We start from the raw sequence: 22,049 nt of genomic DNA on the forward strand, positions 1-22,049 counted from the left end.
CTGGTTTCGCCGATCATGACAGCGATCATGACGTGCGGCGCATCGCCTCGGTGATGCGTTCGGCCGCCGCCATGACGGGCACCGCGTGCAAACGCCCGGGGGCTCGCGTGAGCCGTTCGATGGGCCCGGAGACCGACACGGCCGCGATCACCTTGCCTCCGCTGCCCCTTATGGGGGCGGACACGCTGGCCACCCCCTGTTCCCGCTCGCCGACGCTGTGGGACCAGCCCCTGCGGCGAACGGACGCGAGCGTGGCGGCGGTGAACTTGGCGCCGCGCAGCCCGCGGTGCAGCCGGTCGGGCTCCTCCCAGGCGAGCAGGATCTGCGCTGCCGAGCCCGCCGTCATGGGCAGCGCCGAGCCCACGGGAACCGTGTCGCGCAGGCCGCTGGCCCGCTCCGCCGCCGCGACGCAGACGCGTTCGTCGCCCTGGCGGCGATAGAGTTGCGCGCTTTCCCCGGTCAGGTCCCTGAGCTGCATCAGCACGGGGGAGGCCACCGCCAGCAGCCGGTCCTCGCCGGCTGCGGTGGACAACTCGGAGAGCCGCGGGCCCAGCACGAAACGGCCCTGCGTGTCGCGGGTCACGATGCGGTGGTGCTCAAGTGCGACGGCCAGCCGATGGGCCGTGGGACGGGCCAGACCGGTGGCCTGGACGAGCTGCGCCAGAGAAGCGGGTCCCGCTTCGAGGGCATTGAGTACAAGAACTGCCTTGTCGAGTACTCCGACTCCGCTAGAGTTGTCCATAGGACGATACTGCCGTCTCGACATATGAGAAGGCAAGTCACAAAGGTTCTCCCGCGAGGGAGCACCGGTCTCTGGACTGAGGAGCGCAGGGAACGGGGCGACCGCAGCGACGAGGGAAGAGACCGGATCCGAGCGACTGAGCCGCGATGCGTCGCATCGCTCTATGCAGGAGGAGATCACATGGGCCGCACACTGGCCGAGAAGGTCTGGGAGCAGCACGTCGTCAGGCGCGCCGACGGCGAGCCCGACCTGCTCTACATCGACCTGCACCTCATCCATGAGGTGACCAGCCCGCAGGCGTTCGACGGGCTCCGTCTCGCCGGCCGGAAGGTGCGGCGTCCCGATCTCACGATCGCCACCGAAGACCACAACGTGCCGACCGTGCTCGGCCCGATCACCGACCCGGTGTCCAAGAAGCAGGTCGAGACGCTGCGCAAGAACGCCGCCGAGTTCGGCATCAGGCTCCACCCGATGGGCGACGCCGGACAGGGCGTGGTGCACATCATCGGGCCGCAGTTCGGCCTGACGCAGCCGGGCATGACGATCGTCTGCGGCGACTCCCACACCTCGACGCACGGCGCGTTCGGCGGCATCGCGTTCGGCATCGGCACCTCCGAGGTCGAGCACGTGCTGGCCACCCAGACGCTGCCCGCCTACCGGCCGAAGACGATGGCCATCGAGGTCTCGGGCGAGTTGCCTCCCGGCGTCACGGCCAAGGATCTGATCCTGGCGATCATCTCCAAGATCGGCACTGGTGGCGGCCAGGGCTACATCGTCGAATACCGCGGCGAGGCGGTGCGCAAGCTCTCCATGGAGGGCCGCATGACGGTGTGCAACATGTCGATCGAAGCAGGCGCCCGCGCCGGCACGATCGCGCCGGACGAGACCACGTTCGCCTACCTCAAGGGCCGCCCGCACGCGCCGCAGGGCGAGGCGTGGGACCAGGCCGTCGAATACTGGAAGTCACTGCGCACCGACGACGACGCCGTGTTCGACAAGGTCGTGGAGATCGACGCCTCGACGCTGACCCCCTACGTCACGTGGGGCACCAACCCCGGCCAGGGCCTGCCGCTCGCCGAGTCCGTGCCGAGCCCCGACTCCTTCGCCGACCCGGTCGCCCGCTCGGCGGCCGAACGGGCGCTCGACTACATGGGCCTCAGCGCGGGCATCCCGCTGCGCGAGATCGAGGTCGACACGGTGTTCGTCGGCTCGTGCACCAACGGCCGCATCGAGGACCTTCGCTCGGCCGCCGAGATCCTGCGCGGCCGCCAGGTGAAGACCCGCACGCTGATCGTTCCCGGCTCGATGCAGGTCAAGCTGCAGGCCGAGGAAGAGGGCCTGCACGAGGTGTTCAAGGCCGCGGGCGCCGAGTGGCGCGAGGCCGGCTGCTCGATGTGCCTGGGCATGAACCCCGACACGCTCAAGCCGGGCGAGCGCAGCGCCTCGACCTCCAACCGCAACTTCGAGGGCCGCCAGGGCAAGGGTGGCCGCACCCACCTGGTGTCGCCGCAGGTCGCCGCCGCCACCGCCGTGACCGGCCGCCTCACCGCTCCCGCCGACCTCTGACGCGGGGCCGACGCACTTCCCGTGCCGACCTCTGACGCGGTCGCGGTGAGCCGGCCAGGCTCGCCGACGCACTTCCCGTGCCGGTCTTCAACGCGGCCGACGCGCCTCCCTGCGCAGACCTTCAGACCTGTAGACCCGTAAGGAAAATCGATGGAAGCCTTCACCACCCACACCGGTACGGCGGTGCCGCTGCGCCGCAGCAACGTCGACACCGACCAGATCATCCCGGCCGTCTGGCTCAAGCAGGTCAGCCGCACCGGCTTCGAGAAGGGCCTGTTCGCGGCATGGCGTGAGGACCCGGAGTTCGTTCTCAACGACGCCGCCTACGAGGGCGCCTCGATCCTGGTCTCCGGCCCCGACTTCGGCACCGGCTCCTCGCGCGAACACGCTGTCTGGGCGCTCCAGCAGTACGGGTTCCGCGTCGTGATCGCCGCCAGGTTCGGCGACATCTTCCGCAACAACTCCACCAAGATGGGCCTGCTGCCGGTCGTCCTGCCTGGCGACAAGGTGGCGGACCTGCAGTCGGCGGTCGAGGCCGACCCGAAGCTCGAAATCACCGTGGACCTGCGGGAACGCCAGGTCCGCTGGGCGGATGAGGTCATCGCTTTCGAGATCGACGACTACACCCGCTGGCGGCTCATGGAGGGCCTCGACGACATCGGACTGACCCTGCGTCACGCCGGCGACGTGGCGGCGTACGAGAATGGTCGGCAGCCATGGCTGCCGACGACCGTCTAGAAGACGACGAACTGGCGCGGCGGTTGCGCGAGGCGCACCGCCGCGTCCGCATGCTCCCCGCCGCCGACCAGGAACCGATAGCGCGCCGCTATCTGTCGATTTGTGACCTTGCGAAGCACGATCGGAAAAGGGCCGCGCTGCGCCTCGACGCGTTTCTGGCCTCGCTTGACGAGCTTCCCGACACGCCACGAAGTGCGGAAAACGCGCCCGGTGATTGAGTTCCCCTGCGATCCCGCCTACTTTCGAGCCCGTAAGGGGTTTCTCCGTCAAACACGTAAACTGGAGCCCCGAGCCGTAACTGGGGGAGCAGGACTTTCATGAACAAGCGTGAACTCGTCGAGGCCATCGCGGATCGGGTGGGCGACAGGAAGACGGCCACCGAGGCCGTGAACGCGGTCGTCGACGCCATCCAGAAGGCCGTGGCCAGCGGCGACAAGGTCTCGATCACGGGCTTCGGCGCGTTCGAGATGGTGAACAAGCCCGCCCGCACGGCGCGCAATCCGTCGACCGGTGCGGAAATCAACGTCGCGGAGAGCTGGGCGCCGAAGTTCCGTCCCGGCTCCGATTTCAAAGAGCTGGTGAACGAGGGCGGCAAGAAAATCGGCAAGAAAAAGTAAACTCAGCGGACCACGCCCGGGCCGTCCGGCCCGGGCGTCCGCATTTAAGCGCCGGGCACCGGGAAAGTGGAGAGCGTGATGTAAGTGATCTCGCCCCCGGACATCGCGAGATTGACCCGCTGCCCCGAGCGGAGCAGCCGCAGCGGCCCCGCGTCGAAGGCGGGCGAGCCGAACTCCAGCACGGTCCCGTCGTCGAGGAACACCGTGCCCGAGCGGGTGGCCTCGTCGAAACTCCGCACCGTCGCCTGCACGAGGACCAGCGTAAGGCGGCCACGCCAGGCGGTCCAACAATCGTTTGTCCCCGCCCGCGTCAGGTCGGGAGGATCCCCCATCATGGAACGCGAAGGCGACTCCGCGCTGTTCGCCTGGGCCGACGGCATCATCCGGATGGGCACCCGGTCATACGCCCGGCTGCGACGCCCCGGCCGCCGCGCCAACGTCATGTGTCCGGCCACAACTCCCTGACCACCGCCGCGGTGTGCCGGCCGAGCCCTAAGACGACGGCCGCGCGCAGGTCGTCGGGTGTGTCGACGTCGCGGCGCACCGAGTCGATCCCCGGCACGGCCAGCTCTTTGGCCCCGGCGGCCAGGTGCCTGGCCCGCGACTCCCCGCCGAACCTGGGGGTGAACGGCTTCCCGGGAAGCACTCCGTAGAAGGTCGTCCCCACGTCGAGCGCGTCGGGCACGAACGCCTGGTCGAACTCGGCCGCCGCCTCCAGCGCCAGGCCGAGCTCGGCCGGCCGCAGGGCGGGCAGGTCGGCCTGGAGCGCGCCCACCGCGTCGCCCGGCGCGACGCGTACGGCATGGGCGGCACCGGTGCGGAGTGCGGTGTTCAGCCCGCGGTCGGGGTCGTGCACCACCTCGGCCCCGAGCCCGGCGAGAGGGCCCGCGGCGGCCGGGTCGGCGGTCACCACGATCACCCGCGCCACCCGCGGGCACGAAAGCGCCGCCGCCACGGTGTCGCAGGCGACGGCCACGGCCAGCCTGGTGCGGTGCGGCCCTGTGGCCGCGGCGAGCCGGGTCTTCGCCGCGACCAGCGTCTTCACCGGAATCACCAGTGACCACCGGATGCTCATAACCTTAAGCATCGCGCCTCGACATCCCGAGCGGCGAAACGGGAGACTTGGGGCGCATCCCGCAGGTGTTGGAGGAGACCATGAGCCGCCCCACGCGACCGTCGCGTTTCTGGGAAACCCTGGCCGTAGTCGTGGTGAAACCGCTCTCCCGGCTCCTGGTCAGGAAGGACTGGCGTGGCGGGGAGCGCATTCCCCGCACCGGCGGCGTGATCATCGCGACCAACCATCTCTCGTGGGCCGACCCTGTTCTGCTGTCGCACTTCCTCTACAACAACGGGCGCTGGCCGGTAATCCTCGCCAAGTCCGCGCTGTTCAGAGTGCCGTTCCTGGGCCGGGCCGTGGCGGCGCTGCTGGCCATCCCGGTCGACCGCGGCAGCAACGAGGCGGCCAGATCGTTGCAGGTCTCGGCCGAGCGGCTCGCCGACGGGTGCGCGATCATGTTCTACCCGGAGGGCACCTGCACCCGCGACCCCGCCCTGTGGCCCATGGTGGGCAAGACGGGCGCCGCCCGGCTGGCGTTGCAGAGCGGCGCGCCGGTCATCCCGGTCGCCCATTGGGGCGCGCATGAGCTGCTCCCCTACGGGGAGAAGAAGCCCAGGCTGTTCCCGCGCAAGACGTTCCGCGTGAGCGTGGGGCCGCCGGTCGATCTGTCGAAATACGCGGGCCGGCCACCGCACGCGGCCGTGCTGCGCGAGGCGACGGCCGACATCATGGCGGCGATCACCGTGCAGCTCGCGGAGCTGCGTGGCGAGAAGGCGCCGGAAACTCCCTACGATCCCGCCGGACGGTGATGGCATGACAAAGGTGGCCGTTTTCGGCACGGGCTCGTGGGGCACGACGTTCGCCATGATTCTGGCGGAGGCCGGCAACGAGGTCACGCTGTGGGGGCGCAGGCAAGAGCTGGTCGAGGCGATCGACCGTGATCACGCCAACCCCGACTACCTGCCGGGCATCGAGTTGCCGGCCACGCTGCGCGCCACGACCGACGCCGCGCGGGCGCTCGACGGGGCCGACTTCGTGGTGCTGGCCGTGCCGTCGCAGCAGTTGCGGCCCAATCTGGCCCGCTGGCGTGAGCACCTCCCGCCCCGTGCGGTGCTGGTCAGCCTGATGAAGGGCATCGAGCTGGGCACGACCAAGCGGATGAGCGAGGTGATCCGCGAGGTCGCGGAGGTGCCCGAAGAGCGCGTCGCGGTCGTCTCCGGGCCCAACCTGGCCAAGGAGATCGCCATGCGCCAGCCCGCCGCCACCGTCGTCGCATGTGCCGACGAGTCCGTCGCCGCCCGTCTCCAGTCGGCCTGCCACCTGCCGCCGTGGTTCCGCCCGTACACCAATCCCGACGTCGTCGGCGTGGAGCTGGGCGGCGCGGTGAAGAACGTGATCGCGCTGGCCGTCGGCGTCTCGGCGGGCATGGGCATGGGCGACAACGTCAGCGCCATGCTCATCACCAGAGGGCTGGCGGAGATCTCCCGGCTGGGCGCGGCGCTCGGCGCCGACGCGCACACGTTCGCGGGGCTGGCAGGGATGGGTGATCTCGTGGCCACGTGCACGTCGCCGCTGTCGCGTAACCGTACGTTCGGCGAGAACCTCGGCAGGGGCATGACGCTCGACGAGGTCGTCGCCGCCACCAAGCAGACGGCGGAGGGCGTGAAGTCCTGCGAGTCCGTGCTGGAGCTGGCCAGGAAGCACGACGTGGAGATGCCGATCACCGAGGTCGTCGTCGGAGTGGTGCATGACGGCATGTCGCCGGCGGAGGCGGGCATGTTGCTGATGTCGCGCTCGCCCAAACCCGAGCGTTACGGCGTATAAGAGAAAGGCCTGATTGCGGCGTGCTCGGCTCGCTGTGACAGGGACACCCCGGTAGATTCGGACACCATGAGCAAGCCACGCGTCGCCGTCGTTTTCGGAGGTCGCAATTCTGAGCACGCCGTGTCCCTGATGGGCGCGGGCAGCGTTCTGGATGCGATCGACAGGAGCAAATATGAGGTGATCCCCATCGGGATCGCCCAGGACGGCAGGTGGGTGCTGGCCACGTCCGACCAGCGGTTCGCCATCGAGTCGGGCGAGCTGCCGGTCGTCGACGGCGCGGGCGCGGCGCTGGCGCTGCCGTCGGGTGGCAACGCGCTGGTGGCCTACGATCCGGGCAGCATCCCCGTGGAGCTCGGCTCGGTCGACGTGGTGTTCCCGGTGATGCACGGCCCGTTCGCGGAGGACGGCACGATCCAGGGTCTGCTGGAGATGGCCGGCGTGCGTTACGTCGGCTCGGGAGTGCTGGCCAGCGCCGTCGGCATGGACAAGGCTCACATGAAGACCGTGATGGCCGCCGCGGGGCTGCCCGTCGGCCGTTACGTCGTCGTCCGCGACCGCGACTGGCGGCTCGATCGGGAGCGGGTGGTCAAGGAGGCCGAGGAGCTCGGTTTCCCGGTGTTCGTCAAGCCCGCCAGGGCCGGTTCCTCGCAGGGCATCTCCAAGGCGTCCGACCGGTCCCAGCTGGAGGCGGCGGTGGAGGCCGCCAGGCAGCACGACCCCAAGGTGCTCATCGAGGCCGCCATCGCCGGCCGCGAGATCGAGTGCGCGGTGCTGGAGTCGCCCGGCGACGAGCCGGCCGCCGCGTCGATCCCCGGCGAGGTCAGGGTGGAGGGCGGGCAGGAGTTCTTCGACTTCGAGGCGAAATACTATCCCGACCAGATGTCGCTGACCGTGCCCGCCGACATCCCGGCCGAGACGGCCGAGGAGCTTCGGGCGATGGCCGTGCGCGCGTTCGAGGCGCTCGACTGCGAGGGGCTCGCGCGGGCCGACTTCTTCTACACGCCCGAGGGCGGGCTCGTCTTCAACGAGATCAACACCATGCCGGGGTTCACGTCGTTGTCGGTGGCGCCGCAGCTCTGGGCCGCCTCGGGCCTGCCCTACCCGGCGCTGGTCGACCGGCTCATCCAGCTCGCGCTGGCCCGGCCGGCGGGGCTTCGCTGAATGATCGCCCGGTCAGTGGGCCGACATCCGGGCTATCGGTTTCGACAGGTCCGCGAGCACCTCGGCCGGCACGTGCTCGCCTCCGACGGTCACCTCGACGTACGCGGTGTCGGTCACCGCGGTGAACAACGTGGGCCTCTCCGGATCGGCGAACCAGCCCACGCCCCCGATCACCTGGAGCTGGTCGGTGGGCGCCATCCTGACCGGGCGGCCCACCCCGCAGCGCAGCGCGATGGTTCCTTCGCCCCAGACGGCGACGTACGGCGACTCCGGCGTGGACGTGCCGCGCTCGTCACCGTCGAGGGTCTCGGGCAGCAGCCCGGCCAGCTTGTCGCACGCGGCCACCGCTTCCCCCTGAGGCGTGGGCGGATCGACCTGCACCGTGCCGCACCCGGCGAGCGTCAGCAGAACGAGCAGGACGGCGGCGGCACGCATGCGATGACTGCCTTCAGATGTGGACGATCGGACACGTCAGGGTACGCGTGATCCCTTCCACCGCCTGAATCTGCGCGACGACGAGCTTGCCCAGCTCGTCGACGTTGTTGGCCTCCGCGCGCACGATCACGTCGTAGGGCCCTGTCACGTCTTCCGCCTGAGTGACCCCGGGAATGCCGGAAATCTCGTGGGCCACGGCGGCGGCCTTGCCTACCTCTGTCTGAATAAGGATGTAGGCCTGCACCATTACGTCCTCCCGGGCGATTGGATCACGCCGATGGGTAACCGTACCCTGTGTGCGTCAGGAGGTGCGTCATCACAGTCGGAGATCTCGGCGAATTCGGTGTGGTAGATCGCATTACCGCACGCCTTCCCCAGGGTGCGGCGGTGATGGTCGGGCCGGGTGACGACGCCGCCGTGGTGGCCGCGCCCGACAGGCGTGTCGCGGTTTCGACCGACCTGCTGCTGGAGGGCCGGCACTTCCGCCGCGACTGGTCCGGCGGCTATGACGTGGGCCGCAAGGCCGCGGCCCAGAACCTCGCCGACGTGGCGGCCATGGGCGCTGTCCCCACCGCGATCGTGGTGGGGCTCGGCATCCCCGCCGACCTGCCCCTGGCCTGGCTCGACGAGCTGACCGACGGGTTCCGCGACGAGTGTGCCGTGGTCGGCGCCAGTGTGGCCGGCGGCGACGTCACCCGGTGTGACCAGGTCGTCATCGGGGTGACCGCACTGGGCGATCTGCAGGGGCGCGCTCCCGTGCTCCGTTCGGGGGCCAGGCCGGGGCACGTGGTGGCGGTGGCGGGCCGGCTCGGGTACGCGGCCGCCGGATGGGCGCTGCTGGAGGAGGGCCTGCCGGCCGGCTCTGCGGCCTTGGAGGAGGTCGTGGCCGCGCACCGCAGGCCGTCCCCTCCGTACGCGATGGGGCCGCGGGCGGCCGAGCTGGGCGCCGGCGCGATGCTCGACGTCAGTGACGGGCTGCTGCAGGACCTCGGCCATGTCGCCGAGGCCAGCGGGGTGCGGATCGAGCTGGACCCTCAGGCGTTCGCCGTGGCGGAGCCCGTCGCGGTGGCGGCGAAGGAGGTGGGGGCCGATCCGCTGGAGTGGGTGCTCACGGGGGGTGAGGATCACGCGCTCGCGGCGGTCTTCCCCCCAGAGGTACGCCTGCCGGAATCGTGGCAGGTCGTGGGCCGCGTGGTCGAAGGGGCCGGCGTCGTGGTGCATGGCCGGGAGGTCGGGCGCCGCGGCTGGGATCACTTTGAGTGACTACTTATCCCGATTTGCGTGAAAATTGCCCGATTTGGGGCGTGACTAACGGGATTGTTGTGACAGCGGCGTAGTGAAGGTGTTATGAAGATTGGCGGCCACTGTAACCGGGAGAAAGGGCAGCCATGGGCCGCCACGGCACAGGTGGATCCGAAGACGGGGACGAACGGGGGAACGGCAGCGCATTCTGGGGGCCTGACGAGGAGGTCGACCAGCCAGGCTGGCCTTCCATGCCGGACCGACCCGAGGTGACGGGCCAGTGGGCTCCCATGCCACGGCGTACGGACGCACCCCCGCCGCGCGCGCCGCAGTCCGAGCCGTTCGAGACCACCGGAGCCTTCGCGCTGCCCGCCGACGCCGCCAGCGGATTCCCACCGGCCAACGACTCCAGGAGCCCGTTCCAGCCGCCTCAGGGTCAGGGGATCGAGGAGGCCGGGCCGATGGAGACGACGGGCGCGTTCGCCCGCCCGCCCGAGTGGGGCCCGCCCGCCGACCGGCCCTTCAACGGACCTGGCGCAGGCCCTGTGGGCGATCCCGCCGACCAGACGGCCGTGTTCGGAGGCCCGGCGGGCATGCCGGCTCCCGGGGCCCCGGGAGCCGGCCACGCGAGCGCCTTCAGCCGTCCCGCGGACGGCGGGCAGTTCGGCGACCCGGCCCACCAGCCGTTCGGCGGCCCTGCGAACCCGCCTGGTCCGTCCGGCGCATCCGGGGACCCTTCTGACCCGTTCGCGCCGGACGACAGGTCCGGGCCGTTCGGGGGCCAGGACGACCGGACCGCTTTCTTCGACGGTGCCGCGGATCGTTCCGGGTTCTTCGACGAGCCCGATGACCGTACCGCCAGATTCGACGCACCCTCCGGCCCGATCCCCAGCAGCGGCCCGCCCGAGCCCGGCGACGTCAAGGTGGCCGGGGCGCCGACCGCCGCGCAGGCGCCGGCCTGGGCCAACACGGAGACCGGGTTCCTGGGCTCCGGCTGGTCGGCCGACTCCGGCCCCGCCGGGCCTGAGGCGCCCCGCGACCGTCGCGGCCGCCGCAAGGGCCGCCGCGACGACGAGCTGCTCTCCGGCGCCTCGTCGGGCGGCGGCAAGGGCCGGGTCGCGCTGCTGTCCGTCGCCGCCGTGGCCGTCGTGCTCGGTGGCACAGTGGCGGGTGTCAAGTTCATGAGCACCTCCGGCGGTACGGACAAGTGTGCGGGCGCCACGTGCGCGGCCGTGCAGGGCGCAACCAACCGGCCGGGACCGGAGGCCTCCCAGCCGCCTCCCGCCGAGGAGACCGAGCCGGAAGAGGAGCCCTCGGACGAGCCGGTGAAGGACACCGGGCCGGCCGAGACCCCGACGCCCACCGTCACGTACCAGGCCCGCCCCCGCCACACGGAGCCGGCCAAGCCGACGCCCACCAAGACCAGGGTGAAGAAGTCGAAGGAGCCGGCCAAGGAGCCCCCGCAGGAACCGGTGCGGGAGCCGGACGATGAGAGCGTGCCCCAGGACACGCCGCTGGACGAGCCCTCCTCCGTGGACGCCGACATCGGCGCCGCGCCGACCACCACCAGCGTCCCCGATCCCACGGACAGCGAGGGATCCTTCGGATCGCCGTCCGGGGGCAACGGCTCGGTGAACGTCAAGCAGACCATCAACCAGCGGATGACCACGTACGCGGTCAACCTGCGCCTGTCCAACACCTCGGCGGGAACGCTGCGGAACCCCACGATCTCCGTCCCGGTCGAGGGCAGGGTCGTGGACGTTCGGGGCGCCGAGTGGACGCAGGACGGTGACCTGCTGATCCTCGACCTGTCGGCGCAACTGGCCGCCGGTGCCACGGTCGAGGTGTCGTTCACCGCGACGGGCAGGGGCGCGCCGGCGGCCAACTGCGGGATGGTCAGCGGGGAGTGCGCCGTCAGCTGAGTGGTTGGATAGGGGACATGACGGAGCGATCCACGCAAAGCGCCCCTTCCACTGCGGTTTCCACCCCGCCACGCGTGCTGACCGTCGCCGGCTCCGACTCGGGGGGCGGCGCGGGCATCCAGGCGGACCTGAAGACCATGATGGCGATGGGCGTTCACGGCATGAGCGTCATCGCCGCCGTGACCGCCCAGAACTCGCTGGGCGTCCAGGGCTACTGGGAACTGCCGCCCGAGGCCGTACGCGCGCAACTCGACTCGGTGCTCGGCGACATCGGCGCGCAGGCGGTGAAGACCGGCATGCTCGCCTCGCCGGTGCTGGTCGAGACGGTGGCCGACGCGCTCGGCCCGTACGACGCGCCGCTGGTCGTGGACCCCGTCGGGGTGTCGAAGCACGGCAACTCGCTGCTCGCTCCCGAAGCGGTCGAGACGATGCGGACCCGCCTGCTGCCCTTGGCCACCGTGGTGACGCCGAACCTGTGGGAGGTGGAGCAGCTCACCTCGGTCAAGGTCGAGGACGAGGACGGCCTGCGCAGGGCCGCCGACGCCGTCCTGGAACTGGGGCCCGCGTGGGCGCTGATCAAGGGCGGCCACCTGCCCGGGGCCCCGGTCGACCTGCTCACCGACGGCACGGAAGAGTTCCGCTTCGCCGCCGAACGCCTCGACAACCGCCACACCCACGGCACGGGCTGCACGCTCGCCTCGGCCATCGCCTCCCGCCTGGCGGTGGGCGACGACATGCCGTCGGCAGTGCGCGGGGCGAAGGAGTACGTGACGGGAGCGATCGCCAGAGGCTTCCCCCTCGGCGGCGGCATCGGCCCCGTCGACCACGCCTGGCGCTGGCGCTGACCGTCTCCTCCGTGAACTCCTCCGTGAACTATGGCGAGGGAGAACCGCCCACCGGGGAGCTGAGCCGCCCTCCGGCCGCCGGGCCGGCGTCAGGCGCCCGAGGCGCCGCCCGCGCCCCGCACCGGCTCTCCTGGGCTGTCGTGTCCCGCACTGGGCTCTCCTGGGCCCAGACCGCGCCCTCCGGCCCAGGCGAGGTGCTTCGGAGGTGAGGCGAGACGAGAGACCCGGTCACGGGGGTGGGGATGACGAAAGCCCGCCGGCTCCCTCAGGAACGGACGGGCTTCGTGAGAAGTGCGGACTAGCGGGTGACCTTGCCCGCCTTGATGCACGAGGTGCACACGTTCAGCTTCTTCGGCGTGCCGCCGACGACCGCGCGGACCGTCTGGATGTTGGGGTTCCAACGACGGCGGGTGCGGCGGTGGGAGTGTGACACGTTGTTGCCGAACGTCGGCCCCTTGCGGCAGACATCGCAGACGGAAGCCACGGTATCGCTCCTTAAAACAGTCGATGTAGCCCTGTCCGCGGATGAATTCCGGGCGGAGGGCATGCCGGGACAACCGGCCAGCCAGACGAGAATATCCGATCCACCCCGATGGGCGCGAACCAGAGCACTGGACCAGGTCCGATGCGGCGATATTCTCCTCGCACAACCGTAGCGCATCGGGGAGGTCGGAGGGCCGGCATGAAGATCCTCGACCCGCCCGCGGTGCGCCGCTGGGCCCGCCTGGCCGCCGACGCGCTCGGCCGGGCCAGGACGGAGATCGACGCGCTCAACGTGTTCCCCGTCGCCGACGGTGACACCGGCACCAACCTGCATCTGACCATGTTGTCGGCGGCCGAGGCCGTCGAGTCGCTGCCCGACGACGTGGAGGCGGCCGTGGTGTGGCAGACCCTCTCGTACGGCGCCCTCGTCGGGGCGCGCGGCAACTCCGGGGTGATCGTCAGCCAGGCGCTGCGCGGTCTCGCCGAGGTGCTGAAGGACGGTTCCGACCTGCGCGCGGGGCTGCTCAGGGCGGCCACGCTGGCCAGGGAGGCGGTGGCCAGGCCGGTCGAGGGCACGGTGCTGAGCGTGCTGGAGTCCGCCGCCAGGGCCGTCCAGGACACCGACGCCGGTGACCTGGGCGCGGTGGCGCGGCAGGCGGCGGAGGAGGCCAGGGTCGCCCTGCGCCGGACGACCGGTCAGCTCGACGTGCTGGCCCGCAGCGGCGTCGTGGACGCGGGGGGCGCCGGCGCGGCGATCGTGCTCGAGACGCTCGCCTCCGTGATCACGGGTTCGTCCACCGGCCACTACGACGTTCCCGCGCCGACCGCGCGGGTGGCGCCCATGGCGGAGGTGGGGGCGGGGTACGAGGTGATGTACCTGCTGGACGCCCCCGACCGCGCGGTGCGGGCGCTGCGCGAGGAGCTCGACGCCATGGGCGACTCGCTGGTCGTGGTCGGCGGCGAGGGACTGTGGAACGTGCACGTTCACGTGGCCGAGGCGGGCCCGGCGGTCGAGGCGGGGTTGCGGGCGGGCAGGCCGCACCGGATCAGGATCACGTACCTGGCCGAACGCACCCACCGCGGCGGCGCGGGCAGGGGCGTGGTGGCGGTGGCCGCGGGCGACGGGATCGCGGCGCTGTTCGAGGAGTGCGGCGCGGTCGTGGTGCGGCGCGCCCCCGGCGCCAGGCCCACGCTGCCCGCCATGCTCGCCGCGATCAGGCAGGCGGGAGGTGAGGTGGCCGTCCTGCCGAACGACGAGGGTGTCAGGGCGGTCGCCGCCGCGGCCGCGGAGATCGCCCGCGAGGACGGCGTCACGGTCAGCGTGCTGCCGACGGAGGCCACCGTGCAGGGGCTGGCGGCGCTGGCCGTACACGATCCGCTGCGCCGTTTCGACGACGACGTGGTCGCGATGACCGACGCGGCGGGCCACACGCGGCGCGGGCACGTGACGGTGGCCGACAGGGAGGCGTTCACCAGCGCGGGGGTGTGCCGCCCCGGTGACGTGCTCGGCCTGATCGACGGGGACGTGGCCGTGATCGGCGACACGGTCGCCCACGTGGCCACCACGGTCGTCGACCGGATGGTGGCGGGCGGCGGCGAGCTGGTGACCCTGGTCACGGGCGCGCAGGCGCCCGCCGGGCTCGCCGGCCGGGTCGAGGAGCATCTCAGGCGTACGCGCCCCGACGTCGACCTCGTCGTGTACGACGGCGAGCAGGGCGGATACCCGCTCCTCATCGGCGTGGAATGACGGCGATGAGGAGCCGCGCGGGAGGCTCCGGCCTGGTGCCGGATTCCCAATGAGGGCGGCCAGGATCGGCACGCGGGTGGTGGGGAAGGGGATTCCTGTCGGCTTCAGGCGGTAGAACTAAGTGCCGTGAGCCGTTTCGACGAGCCTCTGACGAAGGCCCTCGACCCGAAGACCGCCAAGCTGCTGCACAGCGTGCTCGGCCTGGAGACGGTCGGCGACCTGCTGCGCCACTATCCGCGCCGCTATGCCGAGCGCGGCGAGCTGACCTCGCTCGACGCGCTGGCGGTCGACGAGCACGTCACGGTGGTCGGCGAGGTGACCAGGCTGATGCGCAAGCCCATGCGCAACCGGGGCGGCACCTGGCTGGAGGTCGAGATCGTCGACGGCAACGGCAACCGGCTCTACCTGTCGTTCTTCGGCAAGGGCTCCCACGTGGCCGAGTCGCGGCTCAAGCCGGGGCGGCGCGGGATGTTCGCCGGCAAGGTGGGGTTGTTCGGCGCGCGGGCCAAGCCGCGCTGGCAGCTCGCTCATCCGGAGTTCGAGTTGTTCGAGGAGGGGGAGGCGAGCGCGGAGGAGTTCGCGGCGGCGCCGGTGCCGATCTACCCGGCGGGCAAGGACCTGACGCCGTGGGCGATCAGGCGGGCGGTCGGCGTCGTGCTCGACACGCTGGGCCCACTCGAAGATCCGCTGCCCGCCGAGCTGCGGGCCCGCCACGGCCTGCAGGACCTGGGCGAGGCGCTCGTGGCCATCCACCGGCCGAAAGACTTCGCTGAGGTCGGCAGGGCGCGCAAGAGGCTGAAGTTCGACGAGGCGTTCGTGTTGCAGGCGGTGCTGCTCCAGAGGCGGCAGGCGGCCACCGCCTGGCCCGCCAGGCCGAGGCCCAGGCGGTCCGGCGGCATGCTGGACGACTTCGACGCGCGGCTGCCGTTCTCGCTGACGGAGGGCCAGGCGAAGGTCGGCGAGGAGATCGCCGCCGACCTGGCGCTGGAGCATCCGATGCACCGGCTCCTGCAGGGCGAGGTCGGCGCGGGCAAGACGGTGGTGGCGCTGCGCGCGATGCTCCAGGTGGTCGACGCGGGCGGCCAGGCGGCGCTGCTGGCGCCGACCGAGGTGCTCGCCCAGCAGCACCACCGCTCGATCACCACCATGCTGGGCGACCTGGCGCAGGGGGGCATGTTCGGGGGGACGGCCGTCACCCTGCTGACCGGCTCGATGGGCGCCGCCGGCCGCCGTTCCGCCCTGCTCGACGCCGCCTCCGGCACGGCGGGCATCGTCGTCGGCACGCACGCGCTGTTGCAGGAGCACGTCCAGTTCGCCGACCTCGGGCTGGTCGTGGTCGACGAGCAGCACCGGTTCGGGGTGGAGCAGCGCGACGCGCTGCGCGAGAAGGCGGGCGGGACGCGCCCGCACGTCCTGGTGATGACGGCCACGCCGATCCCGCGCACGGTCGCGATGACGGTCTTCGGCGACCTGGAGGTCTCGACGTTGTCCCAGCTCCCGTCGGGTCGTGCCCCCATCACCACCCACGTCGTCCCGGCCGCCGAGAAGCCCCACTACCTCGAACGCACCTGGGAGCGGGTCAGGGAGGAGGTGGGGCTGGGGCGGCAGGCCTACATCGTGTGCCCCCGCATCGGCGACCTGGAGGGCGACGAGGGCGATCTGGCGACCCCCGCCGACGAGGAGCGGCGCCCGCCGCTCGCGGTGCTCGACGTGGCCAAGCTGCTGTCCGAGGGGCCCTTCCACGACCTGCGGGTCGGCACGCTGCACGGCAAGCTGCCTCCGGAGGAGAAGGACGCGCTCATGCGCGCCTTCACGCGAGGCGAGCTCGACGTCCTGGTGGCCACCACGGTCATCGAGGTCGGGGTCGACGTGCCCAACTCCTCCGTCATGATCATCATGGACGCCGACCGCTTCGGCGTCTCCCAGCTCCACCAGCTGCGCGGCCGCGTCGGCCGGGGCGGCCTGCCCGGCCTGTGCCTGCTGGTCTCCGACTTCCCCGAGGGCACCCCTGCCCGCGCCCGCCTCGACGCGGTGGCCGCGACGCTCGACGGGTTCGAGCTGTCACGGGTCGACCTGGAGCAGCGGCGGGAGGGTGACGTCCTGGGCGCGGCGCAGTCGGGCAAGCGCTCCTCGCTGAAGCTGCTGCAACTGCTGCGCGACGAGGACGTCATCGCCACGGCCAGGGAGGAGGCCGGCGCGCTGCTGGCCCGCGACCCCGAGCTCGCCTCTCACGAGGGTTTGCGCGCGGAGATCGAGCGGCTGCTGGCCGACGAGCGTGCGGAATACCTGGAGAAGACCTGACATGTCCCAGCGCGGCGGCTGAAGGATGATCATGTAAAGGCCCAGCCGCGGGGACGGCCTCCCCCCGAATGCCGTCCCCGGCTGGGCCCACCCTCGGGTCAGGTGCCGAGGGAACCGGCGTGCGGAAGGGCTCACGATCACGCCGGTCGGCCTTCATGTGGGTCACCTTGAAGGCCGCAGAACTCATCATGCGGGCCGATCCCCCCGATGTGAATCACCCTTGCGCACTCGAGGCAGACACTTGTGCATCCTTGACCTGCGCGAACATACGGAACAATGGGTCACATGACGCGGATCATCGCAGGCATCGCGGGTGGCAGGCGCCTGGCCGTGCCCCCGGGGCGCGGGACGAGGCCGACCAGTGACAGGGCGCGAGAAGGGATCCTCTTGACGCTCGACTCCCTTCACGGCATCCGCGACGCCCGGGTGATCGACCTGTACGCCGGTTCGGGCGCGGTCGGGCTGGAGGCGTTGTCCAGGGGTGCGGCCGCGGCCCTGCTCGTCGAGTCCGATGCCCGGGCCGTCAGGACGATCAAGGCCAACGTCGAGTCGCTCGGCCTCGACGGCGCCCGCGTGGTGGCCGACAAGGTGACGCGGGTGCTCGGGAAAGCGCCTGACGAGCCGTACGACATCGTGTTCGCCGACCCGCCCTACGCCACGACCGACGGCGAGGTGGAGCGGGTTCTGGAGTTGCTGCGCGACAACGGCTGGCTGGCTGAGGAGGCGTTGGTGGCCTTCGAGCGGGAAAGCAGGGGAAAGGCCCTTATGTGGCCGGAAGGCTACGTTGAGGAGAGGGTCCGTCGATATGGTGAAGCGTCCGTTTGGTACGGTCGCGCCGCCGGGAACCCGTAGACCTGCCCGTAAACCTGGGAGGCGTCTTGCGCCGCGTAGTCTGCCCGGGGTCGTTCGACCCCATCACCAATGGCCACCTCGACATCATCGGCCGGTCCGCGCGGCTGTACGACGAGGTGACCGTGGCCGTTCTCATCAACGTCGAGAAGAGCAGCCTGTTCACGGTTGACGAACGGATCGACATCCTGCAGACCGTGACCAAGGAATATCCGAACGTCAAAGTCGAGAAGTTCCATGGCCTGCTGGTCGATTTCTGCAGGCAGCACGACATCCCCGCCATCGTCAAGGGCATCAGGGTGGTCAGCGACTTCGACTACGAGCTGCAGATGGCGCAGCTCAACTACCGCCTGTCGGGGGTCGAGACGCTGTTCATGCCGACCAACCCCGAATACTCGTTCCTCTCCTCCAGCAGGGTGAAGGAGATCGCCCGATACGGCGGAGACGTGTCGGGCCTCGTGCCTGATCTGGTGCACAAGCTGCTCATCGAGCGCCTCAGAAGCTAGCGCCGAAGCGGAGCTTCGGCGCTGAGGAAACGGGCGCAGCGCGATGCCGTCGGGGGGCCTGCGGGGGGCAGCCCTCCGCAGGGCTGCTTCGGGAAGGCGGGCGTAGCGCGGTGCGGTGGGGGGGTATGCGGGGGGCATGCCCCCCGCAGGGCTGCTATTCTTTCTATTCGGCCTTGTACGACGGCGACGGTTTTCGCCATGCCTAGCGAGAGCAGGATGACTCAGCACCTCGACCCCCGCTCCCCTTGGGTGATCTCCACTCATGACCTGGGAAAGCGGCCGGGCACGATGAGGCAGATGACCCTGTCGCTCCCGGCACCGGCAGATCTCGGCGTCGACATGATCGGTGTCCCCAAAGACGCCGAAGTCGAGCTGGATCTCCGGCTCGAAGCAGTGATGGAAGGCGTGCTCGTCTCAGGCACGGCGCAGGCCCCGCTGGCCGGGGAGTGCGCGCGGTGCCTCGACCCTGTCACCTCGGATGTCGAGGTCAACTTGCAGGAGCTGTTCTTCTACTCCGACGAGGACGCCTCGGAGGAGGATTCGCTGCTCGACGGAGAGCTGCTCGACCTCGAGCCGACCTTCCGCGACGCGGTGGTGCTCGCACTTCCGTTGAGCCCGGTGTGCAGGGATGACTGCGAAGGGCTCTGCGCGGAGTGCGGGATCAAGCTGGCCGAGGCCGGCGCGGATCACCGGCAGGAGAAGATCGACGCCCGCTGGGCGTCGTTGCAAGGTCTGATTTCCGAGAACGATAACGATCAGGAGAAGTGACGTGGCCGTCCCGAAGCGAAAGATGTCGCGGAGCAACACCCGCGCCCGTCGCTCCCAGTGGAAGACGACTGCTGTCGCCCTGGTGAGCTGCCCGCAGTGCCGTTCGCCGAAGCAGCCGCACATCGCGTGCCCCACCTGCGGCACCTACAACCGTCGTCAGGTCATCGAGCCGTCCGCCTGATTGACGTGATGCCGACCGGGTGCCATTGTGCCTCGGTCGGCGTTACCGTTTCAGATGCGTGCGGCGGCGGTTCGCCCGCGGCCGTGGTGGACGCCGGGGCTACGCGTTACCCCGACGCCCACCACGTTTTCGGGCATCTTCCGCAGCCGGCGCGCCATGTGAAGATGTCCGAGGAGGAAGCACGTGGGCGCAGGTCCTAAGCCGGTGGCCGTGGAGGTCGCCAGAGACGAGCTGGAGCGGGTTCTGGCGGTCGCCCTGGACCCCGCGATTCTCGAGCGGGCGCTGACGCACCGCTCCTACGCGTACGAGAACGGTGGCCTGCCCACCAATGAGCGCCTGGAGTTCCTGGGCGACTCGGTGCTGGGCCTGGTGGTCACCGACACTCTCTACCGCAACCATCCCGACCTGCCCGAGGGCCAGCTGGCGAAGCTGCGCGCCGCGGTGGTCAACATGCGGGCGCTGGCCGATGTGGCCCGCGGGCTCGGGCTGGGCCGGTTCCTGCGGCTCGGCAGGGGCGAGGAGGGCACCGGCGGGCGCGACAAGTCGTCCATCCTGGCCGACACGCTCGAGGCGCTGATCGGCGCGGTCTATGTCGACAAGGGCCTCGACGAGGCGTTCCGGGTGGTGCACCTGCTGTTCGACCCGCTGATCGTGCGTTCGGCGTCGCTGGGCGCGGGGCTCGACTGGAAGACCTCCCTGCAGGAGCTGACCGCCTCCGAGGCGCTCGGCGTGCCCGAATACCATGTCGAGGAGAGCGGCCCCGACCACGCCAAGTCGTTCACGGCGATGGTGCGGGTCGGCGGCGAGTCCTACGGCTCGGGCACCGGGCGCAGCAAGAAGGAGGCCGAGCAGCAGGCGGCCGAGGCGGCGTGGACCCGCATCAGGGCTCGCAGGGAGCAGCGGGAGAGCCAGCCCGCGAGCTGAGTGTCCGCGTCCGGGGTTTCCACAAGGTGAGAGTTCGGCGTCCAGAGGGCGAGGTGCGTGATGCCTGAGCTGCCCGAGGTCGAGGTCGTCAGGCGCGGCCTCGCGCAATGGGTCATCGGCCGTGAGATCGCTTCGGCGGAGGTGCTGCACCCCCGCGCGATCAGGCGTCACATGCCCGGCCCCGACGAGTTCACCGCGCGGTTGAAGGGCCGCACGCTGCTGTCGGCCGAGCGCCGCGGCAAATATCTGTGGTTGCCGCTGTCGGGCGCCGAGGAGGCGCTCATGGCCCACCTGGGGATGAGCGGCCAGTTGCTGGTGGTCGACGGTGACGCGCCGCCGGAGAAACATCTCAGGGTACGCCTCCGCTTCGAGGACGGTGGCCCCGACCTGCGCTTCGTCGATCAGCGTACGTTCGGCCACGTCATGCTCACCGCTCTGGCCGGAGGGGTGCCCGAGCCGATCGCCCACATCGCGCCCGACCCGTTCGAGGCGGCGTTCGACGAGGAGGAGTTCACCCGCAGGCTCAGGGCCAGGCGCACCGAGATCAAGCGGGCCCTGCTCGACCAGTCGCTGATCAGCGGCGTCGGCAACATCTACGCTGACGAGGCCCTGTGGATCGCCCGGCTCCACTGGGCCCGTCCCACGCAGACGCTCACCAGGCCCAAGATCGCCGAGCTGCTCGCCGCCGTCCGCACGGTGATGGCCGCCGCCCTCCAGCAGGGCGGCACGTCGTTCGACAGCCTCTACGTCGACGTCAACGGCGACAGCGGCTACTTCGAGCGTTCCCTGGAGGTCTACGGCCGGCGCGACCTGCCGTGTTCCCGCTGCGGCGCCCCGATCCGGCGCGAGGCGTTCATGAACCGGTCGTCCTACTCCTGCCCCAGATGCCAGCGACGACCGCGCCCAGAGCGGCCAGGCCCGCCGCCAGCCCCATCACCGCGCTGATCGAGACGCCGTCGACCACCCGGCCGCCGGCGAACGCGCCGAGCGCGATGGAGACGTTGAAGGCGCTGACGAACAGCGCCGTGCCGAGCTCGCCGCCGCCCTCCCGCATGATCCACAGCTGGAGGGCGACGCCCACGCCGCCGTAGCCGAGGCCCCACACCACGAGCACGGCCAGGGGCAGCCCGATCACCGGCAGCGCCGCCGTGGCGAGGGCCATGAGCGCGGCCAGCGCGATCAGCACCGGCCTGGGGTTCCTGGTGGCCAGCGCGCCCGAGGCGAAGTTGCCCGCCACGCCGGCGGCGCCGTACACGAGGAGCGCGGTGCTGATGAGGGCGGGACCGGCGTGCGAGACCTGCTCCAGGAACGGCCGGACGTAGGTGTAGGCCGCGAAGTGGCCGGACACGAGGAGGACGGTCAGCACGAGTACGAGCCTGAGCGGCCGTGAGAGCCACGCCGGCCGCCCGCCGGGCCGGTGGGCGGCCTCGGCGCCCCTGGCGGCGTCCCGCGCCGGTGTGGAGCCGTTCTGGGCGGTTTCGCGGTCGTTTCGCGGCAGGGCGGGCGTGGACGGCGGGTCGCCCGGCAGCGGCGGCAGGGTGGCGGCCAGTACGGCGAGCAGGGCCAGCGCCACCACCCCCATGGCGGCGAACGCGCTCCGCCACCCCGCGAACGACGACACGAACGTGGCCGCCGGCACTCCCAGCACCGACGCCACCGACACCCCGGACAAGATGATCGACGTGGCCCGTCCGATCGACCGGCCGGGCACCAGCCGGGGCGCCAGCCCGGCCGCGAACGCCCAGAACCCCCCGATGCTCACCCCGGTCAGCACCCGGGCGGCCATCATGACGGCATGGCTCTGGGCGAGCGCGCCCAGAAGGTTGGCCACCGCCAGCAACGCCATCAGCCCCAGCAGCGTGACCCGCCGGTCGACCCGGCGGGTGGTCACCGCCAGCAGGGGTGCGGCGACCGCCGCGACCAGCCCTGGGGCCGTCATCATCAGCCCGGCCGTGCCGTCGGAGACGCGGAGGTCGGAGGAGATCGCGGTCAGCACCCCGACGGGCAGCATCTCGCTGGTCACGATGGTGAAGGTGCCGACCGCGACCGAGGTCACGGCGAGCCATCGCGCCTGGGTGGAGGCGCGTACATCGGTCAATGTCATGTCGCTCAGCCTTCTGGCGTCCGCGGGCGGGAACAAT

At 71.0% G+C, this 22,049-nt stretch carries 26 protein-coding genes; 19 read left to right on the top strand and 7 right to left on the bottom strand.

Features of this window, described 5'->3' with window-relative positions; genetic code table 11:
* Positions 1 to 25 precede the first annotated feature (25 nt).
* On the bottom strand, positions 26 to 742 hold the full coding sequence (locus ABGA98_RS13160; protein WP_347618522.1) for an IclR family transcriptional regulator: 717 nt from the start codon (positions 740 to 742) through the stop codon (positions 26 to 28).
* Positions 743 to 922: 180 nt separating this feature from the next.
* Here ABGA98_RS13160 and leuC point away from each other — a divergent pair, with 180 nt between their 5' ends.
* The 4 genes from leuC to ABGA98_RS13180 all read left to right on the top strand — a co-directional run bounded on the left by leuC (position 923) and on the right by ABGA98_RS13180 (position 3,663).
* Positions 923 to 2,308: a 3-isopropylmalate dehydratase large subunit gene (gene leuC, locus ABGA98_RS13165; RefSeq protein ID WP_347618523.1), complete on the top strand. Its 1,386-nt coding sequence runs from the start codon at positions 923 to 925 to the stop codon at positions 2,306 to 2,308.
* A gap of 150 nt (positions 2,309 to 2,458) precedes the next feature.
* Positions 2,459 to 3,046 carry a 3-isopropylmalate dehydratase small subunit gene (leuD, locus tag ABGA98_RS13170; RefSeq protein ID WP_347618524.1) on the top strand — a complete coding sequence of 196 codons (588 nt, stop codon included), beginning with the start codon at positions 2,459 to 2,461 and terminating at the stop codon, positions 3,044 to 3,046.
* Positions 3,025 to 3,264, top strand: a complete 240-nt coding sequence (locus ABGA98_RS13175) for a hypothetical protein (RefSeq protein WP_347618525.1) — start codon at positions 3,025 to 3,027, stop codon at positions 3,262 to 3,264. Before leuD ends, ABGA98_RS13175 begins: the two co-directional genes overlap by 22 nt.
* A 99-nt stretch (positions 3,265 to 3,363) precedes the next feature.
* Entirely contained in the window at positions 3,364 to 3,663 is a 300-nt protein-coding gene (locus tag ABGA98_RS13180; protein WP_132334500.1) for an HU family DNA-binding protein, read from the top strand.
* Between the two features lie 44 nt (positions 3,664 to 3,707).
* On the opposite strand, the gene ABGA98_RS13185 is transcribed toward ABGA98_RS13180, so the two are convergent.
* Positions 3,708 to 3,914, bottom strand: a complete 207-nt coding sequence (locus ABGA98_RS13185; protein ID WP_347618526.1) for a hypothetical protein — start codon at positions 3,912 to 3,914, stop codon at positions 3,708 to 3,710.
* A gap of 82 nt (positions 3,915 to 3,996) precedes the next feature.
* On the opposite strand from ABGA98_RS13185, the gene ABGA98_RS13190 reads away from it, so the two are divergent.
* Complete coding sequence (locus ABGA98_RS13190; protein ID WP_347618527.1) at positions 3,997 to 4,128, top strand: hypothetical protein; 132 nt, start codon at positions 3,997 to 3,999, stop codon at positions 4,126 to 4,128.
* On the opposite strand, the gene cofC is transcribed toward ABGA98_RS13190, so the two are convergent.
* Positions 4,103 to 4,738 carry a 2-phospho-L-lactate guanylyltransferase gene (gene cofC, locus ABGA98_RS13195; protein ID WP_347618528.1) on the bottom strand — a complete coding sequence of 212 codons (636 nt, stop codon included), beginning with the start codon at positions 4,736 to 4,738 and terminating at the stop codon, positions 4,103 to 4,105. The genes ABGA98_RS13190 and cofC overlap by 26 nt on opposite strands.
* Before the next feature lie 80 nt (positions 4,739 to 4,818).
* Here cofC and ABGA98_RS13200 point away from each other — a divergent pair, with 80 nt between their 5' ends.
* From ABGA98_RS13200 to ABGA98_RS13210, 3 genes are all read left to right on the top strand, one after another.
* On the top strand, positions 4,819 to 5,529 hold the full coding sequence (locus ABGA98_RS13200) for a lysophospholipid acyltransferase family protein (RefSeq protein ID WP_347618529.1): 711 nt from the start codon (positions 4,819 to 4,821) through the stop codon (positions 5,527 to 5,529).
* Between the two features lie 4 nt (positions 5,530 to 5,533).
* Entirely contained in the window at positions 5,534 to 6,544 is a 1,011-nt protein-coding gene (locus tag ABGA98_RS13205; RefSeq protein ID WP_347618530.1) for an NAD(P)H-dependent glycerol-3-phosphate dehydrogenase, read from the top strand.
* Between the two features lie 66 nt (positions 6,545 to 6,610).
* Positions 6,611 to 7,705 (top strand): D-alanine--D-alanine ligase family protein, encoded by a 1,095-nt coding sequence (locus tag ABGA98_RS13210; RefSeq protein ID WP_347618531.1) that lies wholly within the window; start codon positions 6,611 to 6,613, stop codon positions 7,703 to 7,705.
* 12 nt (positions 7,706 to 7,717) lie between these two features.
* Here the strand turns inward: ABGA98_RS13210 and ABGA98_RS13215 are convergent, their stop codons facing one another.
* Together ABGA98_RS13215 and ABGA98_RS13220 are read right to left on the bottom strand one after the other, a co-directional pair.
* Positions 7,718 to 8,140, bottom strand: a complete 423-nt coding sequence (locus tag ABGA98_RS13215) for a DUF3515 family protein (RefSeq protein ID WP_347618532.1) — start codon at positions 8,138 to 8,140, stop codon at positions 7,718 to 7,720.
* A gap of 13 nt (positions 8,141 to 8,153) precedes the next feature.
* Positions 8,154 to 8,387 carry an Lrp/AsnC ligand binding domain-containing protein gene (locus ABGA98_RS13220; protein ID WP_132503568.1) on the bottom strand — a complete coding sequence of 78 codons (234 nt, stop codon included), beginning with the start codon at positions 8,385 to 8,387 and terminating at the stop codon, positions 8,154 to 8,156.
* A gap of 47 nt (positions 8,388 to 8,434) precedes the next feature.
* On the opposite strand from ABGA98_RS13220, the gene ABGA98_RS13225 reads away from it, so the two are divergent.
* From ABGA98_RS13225 to thiD, 3 genes are all read left to right on the top strand, one after another.
* Positions 8,435 to 9,403, top strand: a complete 969-nt coding sequence (locus tag ABGA98_RS13225) for a thiamine-phosphate kinase (RefSeq protein WP_347618533.1) — start codon at positions 8,435 to 8,437, stop codon at positions 9,401 to 9,403.
* 230 nt (positions 9,404 to 9,633) lie between these two features.
* Positions 9,634 to 11,304, top strand: a complete 1,671-nt coding sequence (locus ABGA98_RS13230) for a hypothetical protein (protein WP_347618534.1) — start codon at positions 9,634 to 9,636, stop codon at positions 11,302 to 11,304.
* A gap of 17 nt (positions 11,305 to 11,321) precedes the next feature.
* On the top strand, positions 11,322 to 12,149 hold the full coding sequence (gene thiD / locus ABGA98_RS13235) for a bifunctional hydroxymethylpyrimidine kinase/phosphomethylpyrimidine kinase (protein ID WP_347618535.1): 828 nt from the start codon (positions 11,322 to 11,324) through the stop codon (positions 12,147 to 12,149).
* Positions 12,150 to 12,447: 298 nt separating this feature from the next.
* On the opposite strand, the gene rpmB is transcribed toward thiD, so the two are convergent.
* The gene (gene rpmB, locus ABGA98_RS13240; protein ID WP_043618345.1) at positions 12,448 to 12,633 is read right to left on the bottom strand and encodes a 50S ribosomal protein L28; all 186 of its coding nucleotides are present in this window, start codon (positions 12,631 to 12,633) and stop codon (positions 12,448 to 12,450) included.
* Between the two features lie 198 nt (positions 12,634 to 12,831).
* Here rpmB and ABGA98_RS13245 point away from each other — a divergent pair, with 198 nt between their 5' ends.
* The 8 genes from ABGA98_RS13245 to mutM all read left to right on the top strand — a co-directional run bounded on the left by ABGA98_RS13245 (position 12,832) and on the right by mutM (position 20,853).
* A complete protein-coding gene (locus ABGA98_RS13245; RefSeq protein WP_347618536.1) occupies positions 12,832 to 14,379 on the top strand; it encodes a DAK2 domain-containing protein in 1,548 nt (515 codons plus the stop codon).
* A 126-nt stretch (positions 14,380 to 14,505) separates the two neighbouring features.
* The gene (gene recG / locus ABGA98_RS13250; protein ID WP_347618537.1) at positions 14,506 to 16,680 is read left to right on the top strand and encodes an ATP-dependent DNA helicase RecG; all 2,175 of its coding nucleotides are present in this window, start codon (positions 14,506 to 14,508) and stop codon (positions 16,678 to 16,680) included.
* 285 nt (positions 16,681 to 16,965) lie between these two features.
* On the top strand, positions 16,966 to 17,532 hold the full coding sequence (rsmD, locus tag ABGA98_RS13255; RefSeq protein WP_347618538.1) for a 16S rRNA (guanine(966)-N(2))-methyltransferase RsmD: 567 nt from the start codon (positions 16,966 to 16,968) through the stop codon (positions 17,530 to 17,532).
* 26 nt (positions 17,533 to 17,558) lie between these two features.
* Positions 17,559 to 18,035, top strand: a complete 477-nt coding sequence (coaD, locus tag ABGA98_RS13260; protein WP_347618539.1) for a pantetheine-phosphate adenylyltransferase — start codon at positions 17,559 to 17,561, stop codon at positions 18,033 to 18,035.
* Between the two features lie 216 nt (positions 18,036 to 18,251).
* Positions 18,252 to 18,803, top strand: a complete 552-nt coding sequence (locus tag ABGA98_RS13265) for a YceD family protein (protein WP_347618540.1) — start codon at positions 18,252 to 18,254, stop codon at positions 18,801 to 18,803.
* Between the two features lies 1 nt (position 18,804).
* A complete protein-coding gene (gene rpmF, locus ABGA98_RS13270) occupies positions 18,805 to 18,984 on the top strand; it encodes a 50S ribosomal protein L32 (protein WP_033409409.1) in 180 nt (59 codons plus the stop codon).
* Between the two features lie 210 nt (positions 18,985 to 19,194).
* Positions 19,195 to 19,908 (top strand): ribonuclease III, encoded by a 714-nt coding sequence (gene rnc / locus ABGA98_RS13275; protein ID WP_246079802.1) that lies wholly within the window; start codon positions 19,195 to 19,197, stop codon positions 19,906 to 19,908.
* A 60-nt stretch (positions 19,909 to 19,968) separates the two neighbouring features.
* A complete protein-coding gene (mutM, locus tag ABGA98_RS13280) occupies positions 19,969 to 20,853 on the top strand; it encodes a bifunctional DNA-formamidopyrimidine glycosylase/DNA-(apurinic or apyrimidinic site) lyase (RefSeq protein ID WP_347618541.1) in 885 nt (294 codons plus the stop codon).
* Here mutM and ABGA98_RS13285 read toward each other — a convergent pair.
* Positions 20,762 to 22,012, bottom strand: coding sequence for an MFS transporter (locus ABGA98_RS13285; RefSeq protein WP_347618542.1), 1,251 nt, complete (start codon positions 22,010 to 22,012; stop codon positions 20,762 to 20,764). The two genes, mutM and ABGA98_RS13285, sit on opposite strands and share 92 nt — an antisense overlap.
* Between the last annotated feature and the right edge of the window lie 37 nt (positions 22,013 to 22,049).

The sequence above is a fragment of the Nonomuraea sp. B1E8 genome (genome assembly GCF_039871515.1).
Taxonomy (GTDB): domain Bacteria; phylum Actinomycetota; class Actinomycetes; order Streptosporangiales; family Streptosporangiaceae; genus Nonomuraea.

Coding starts and splice junctions, on each gene's coding strand:
- ABGA98_RS13190 (WP_347618527.1), top strand. CDS start 3,997: ATGGAACGCGAAGGCGACTCCGCGCTGTTCGCCTGGGCCGACGGCATC.
- ABGA98_RS13205 (WP_347618530.1), top strand. CDS start 5,534: ATGACAAAGGTGGCCGTTTTCGGCACGGGCTCGTGGGGCACGACGTTC.
- ABGA98_RS13265 (WP_347618540.1), top strand. CDS start 18,252: ATGACTCAGCACCTCGACCCCCGCTCCCCTTGGGTGATCTCCACTCAT.
- ABGA98_RS13215 (WP_347618532.1), bottom strand. CDS start 8,140: ATGCGTGCCGCCGCCGTCCTGCTCGTTCTGCTGACGCTCGCCGGGTGC.
- ABGA98_RS13200 (WP_347618529.1), top strand. CDS start 4,819: ATGAGCCGCCCCACGCGACCGTCGCGTTTCTGGGAAACCCTGGCCGTA.
- rsmD (WP_347618538.1), top strand. CDS start 16,966: ATGACGCGGATCATCGCAGGCATCGCGGGTGGCAGGCGCCTGGCCGTG.
- cofC (WP_347618528.1), bottom strand. CDS start 4,738: ATGAGCATCCGGTGGTCACTGGTGATTCCGGTGAAGACGCTGGTCGCG.
- thiD (WP_347618535.1), top strand. CDS start 11,322: ATGACGGAGCGATCCACGCAAAGCGCCCCTTCCACTGCGGTTTCCACC.
- ABGA98_RS13175 (WP_347618525.1), top strand. CDS start 3,025: ATGGCTGCCGACGACCGTCTAGAAGACGACGAACTGGCGCGGCGGTTG.
- leuD (WP_347618524.1), top strand. CDS start 2,459: ATGGAAGCCTTCACCACCCACACCGGTACGGCGGTGCCGCTGCGCCGC.
- ABGA98_RS13210 (WP_347618531.1), top strand. CDS start 6,611: ATGAGCAAGCCACGCGTCGCCGTCGTTTTCGGAGGTCGCAATTCTGAG.
- ABGA98_RS13220 (WP_132503568.1), bottom strand. CDS start 8,387: ATGGTGCAGGCCTACATCCTTATTCAGACAGAGGTAGGCAAGGCCGCC.
- ABGA98_RS13160 (WP_347618522.1), bottom strand. CDS start 742: ATGGACAACTCTAGCGGAGTCGGAGTACTCGACAAGGCAGTTCTTGTA.
- ABGA98_RS13245 (WP_347618536.1), top strand. CDS start 12,832: ATGAAGATCCTCGACCCGCCCGCGGTGCGCCGCTGGGCCCGCCTGGCC.
- ABGA98_RS13230 (WP_347618534.1), top strand. CDS start 9,634: ATGCCGGACCGACCCGAGGTGACGGGCCAGTGGGCTCCCATGCCACGG.
- ABGA98_RS13285 (WP_347618542.1), bottom strand. CDS start 22,012: ATGACATTGACCGATGTACGCGCCTCCACCCAGGCGCGATGGCTCGCC.
- mutM (WP_347618541.1), top strand. CDS start 19,969: ATGCCTGAGCTGCCCGAGGTCGAGGTCGTCAGGCGCGGCCTCGCGCAA.
- ABGA98_RS13180 (WP_132334500.1), top strand. CDS start 3,364: ATGAACAAGCGTGAACTCGTCGAGGCCATCGCGGATCGGGTGGGCGAC.
- leuC (WP_347618523.1), top strand. CDS start 923: ATGGGCCGCACACTGGCCGAGAAGGTCTGGGAGCAGCACGTCGTCAGG.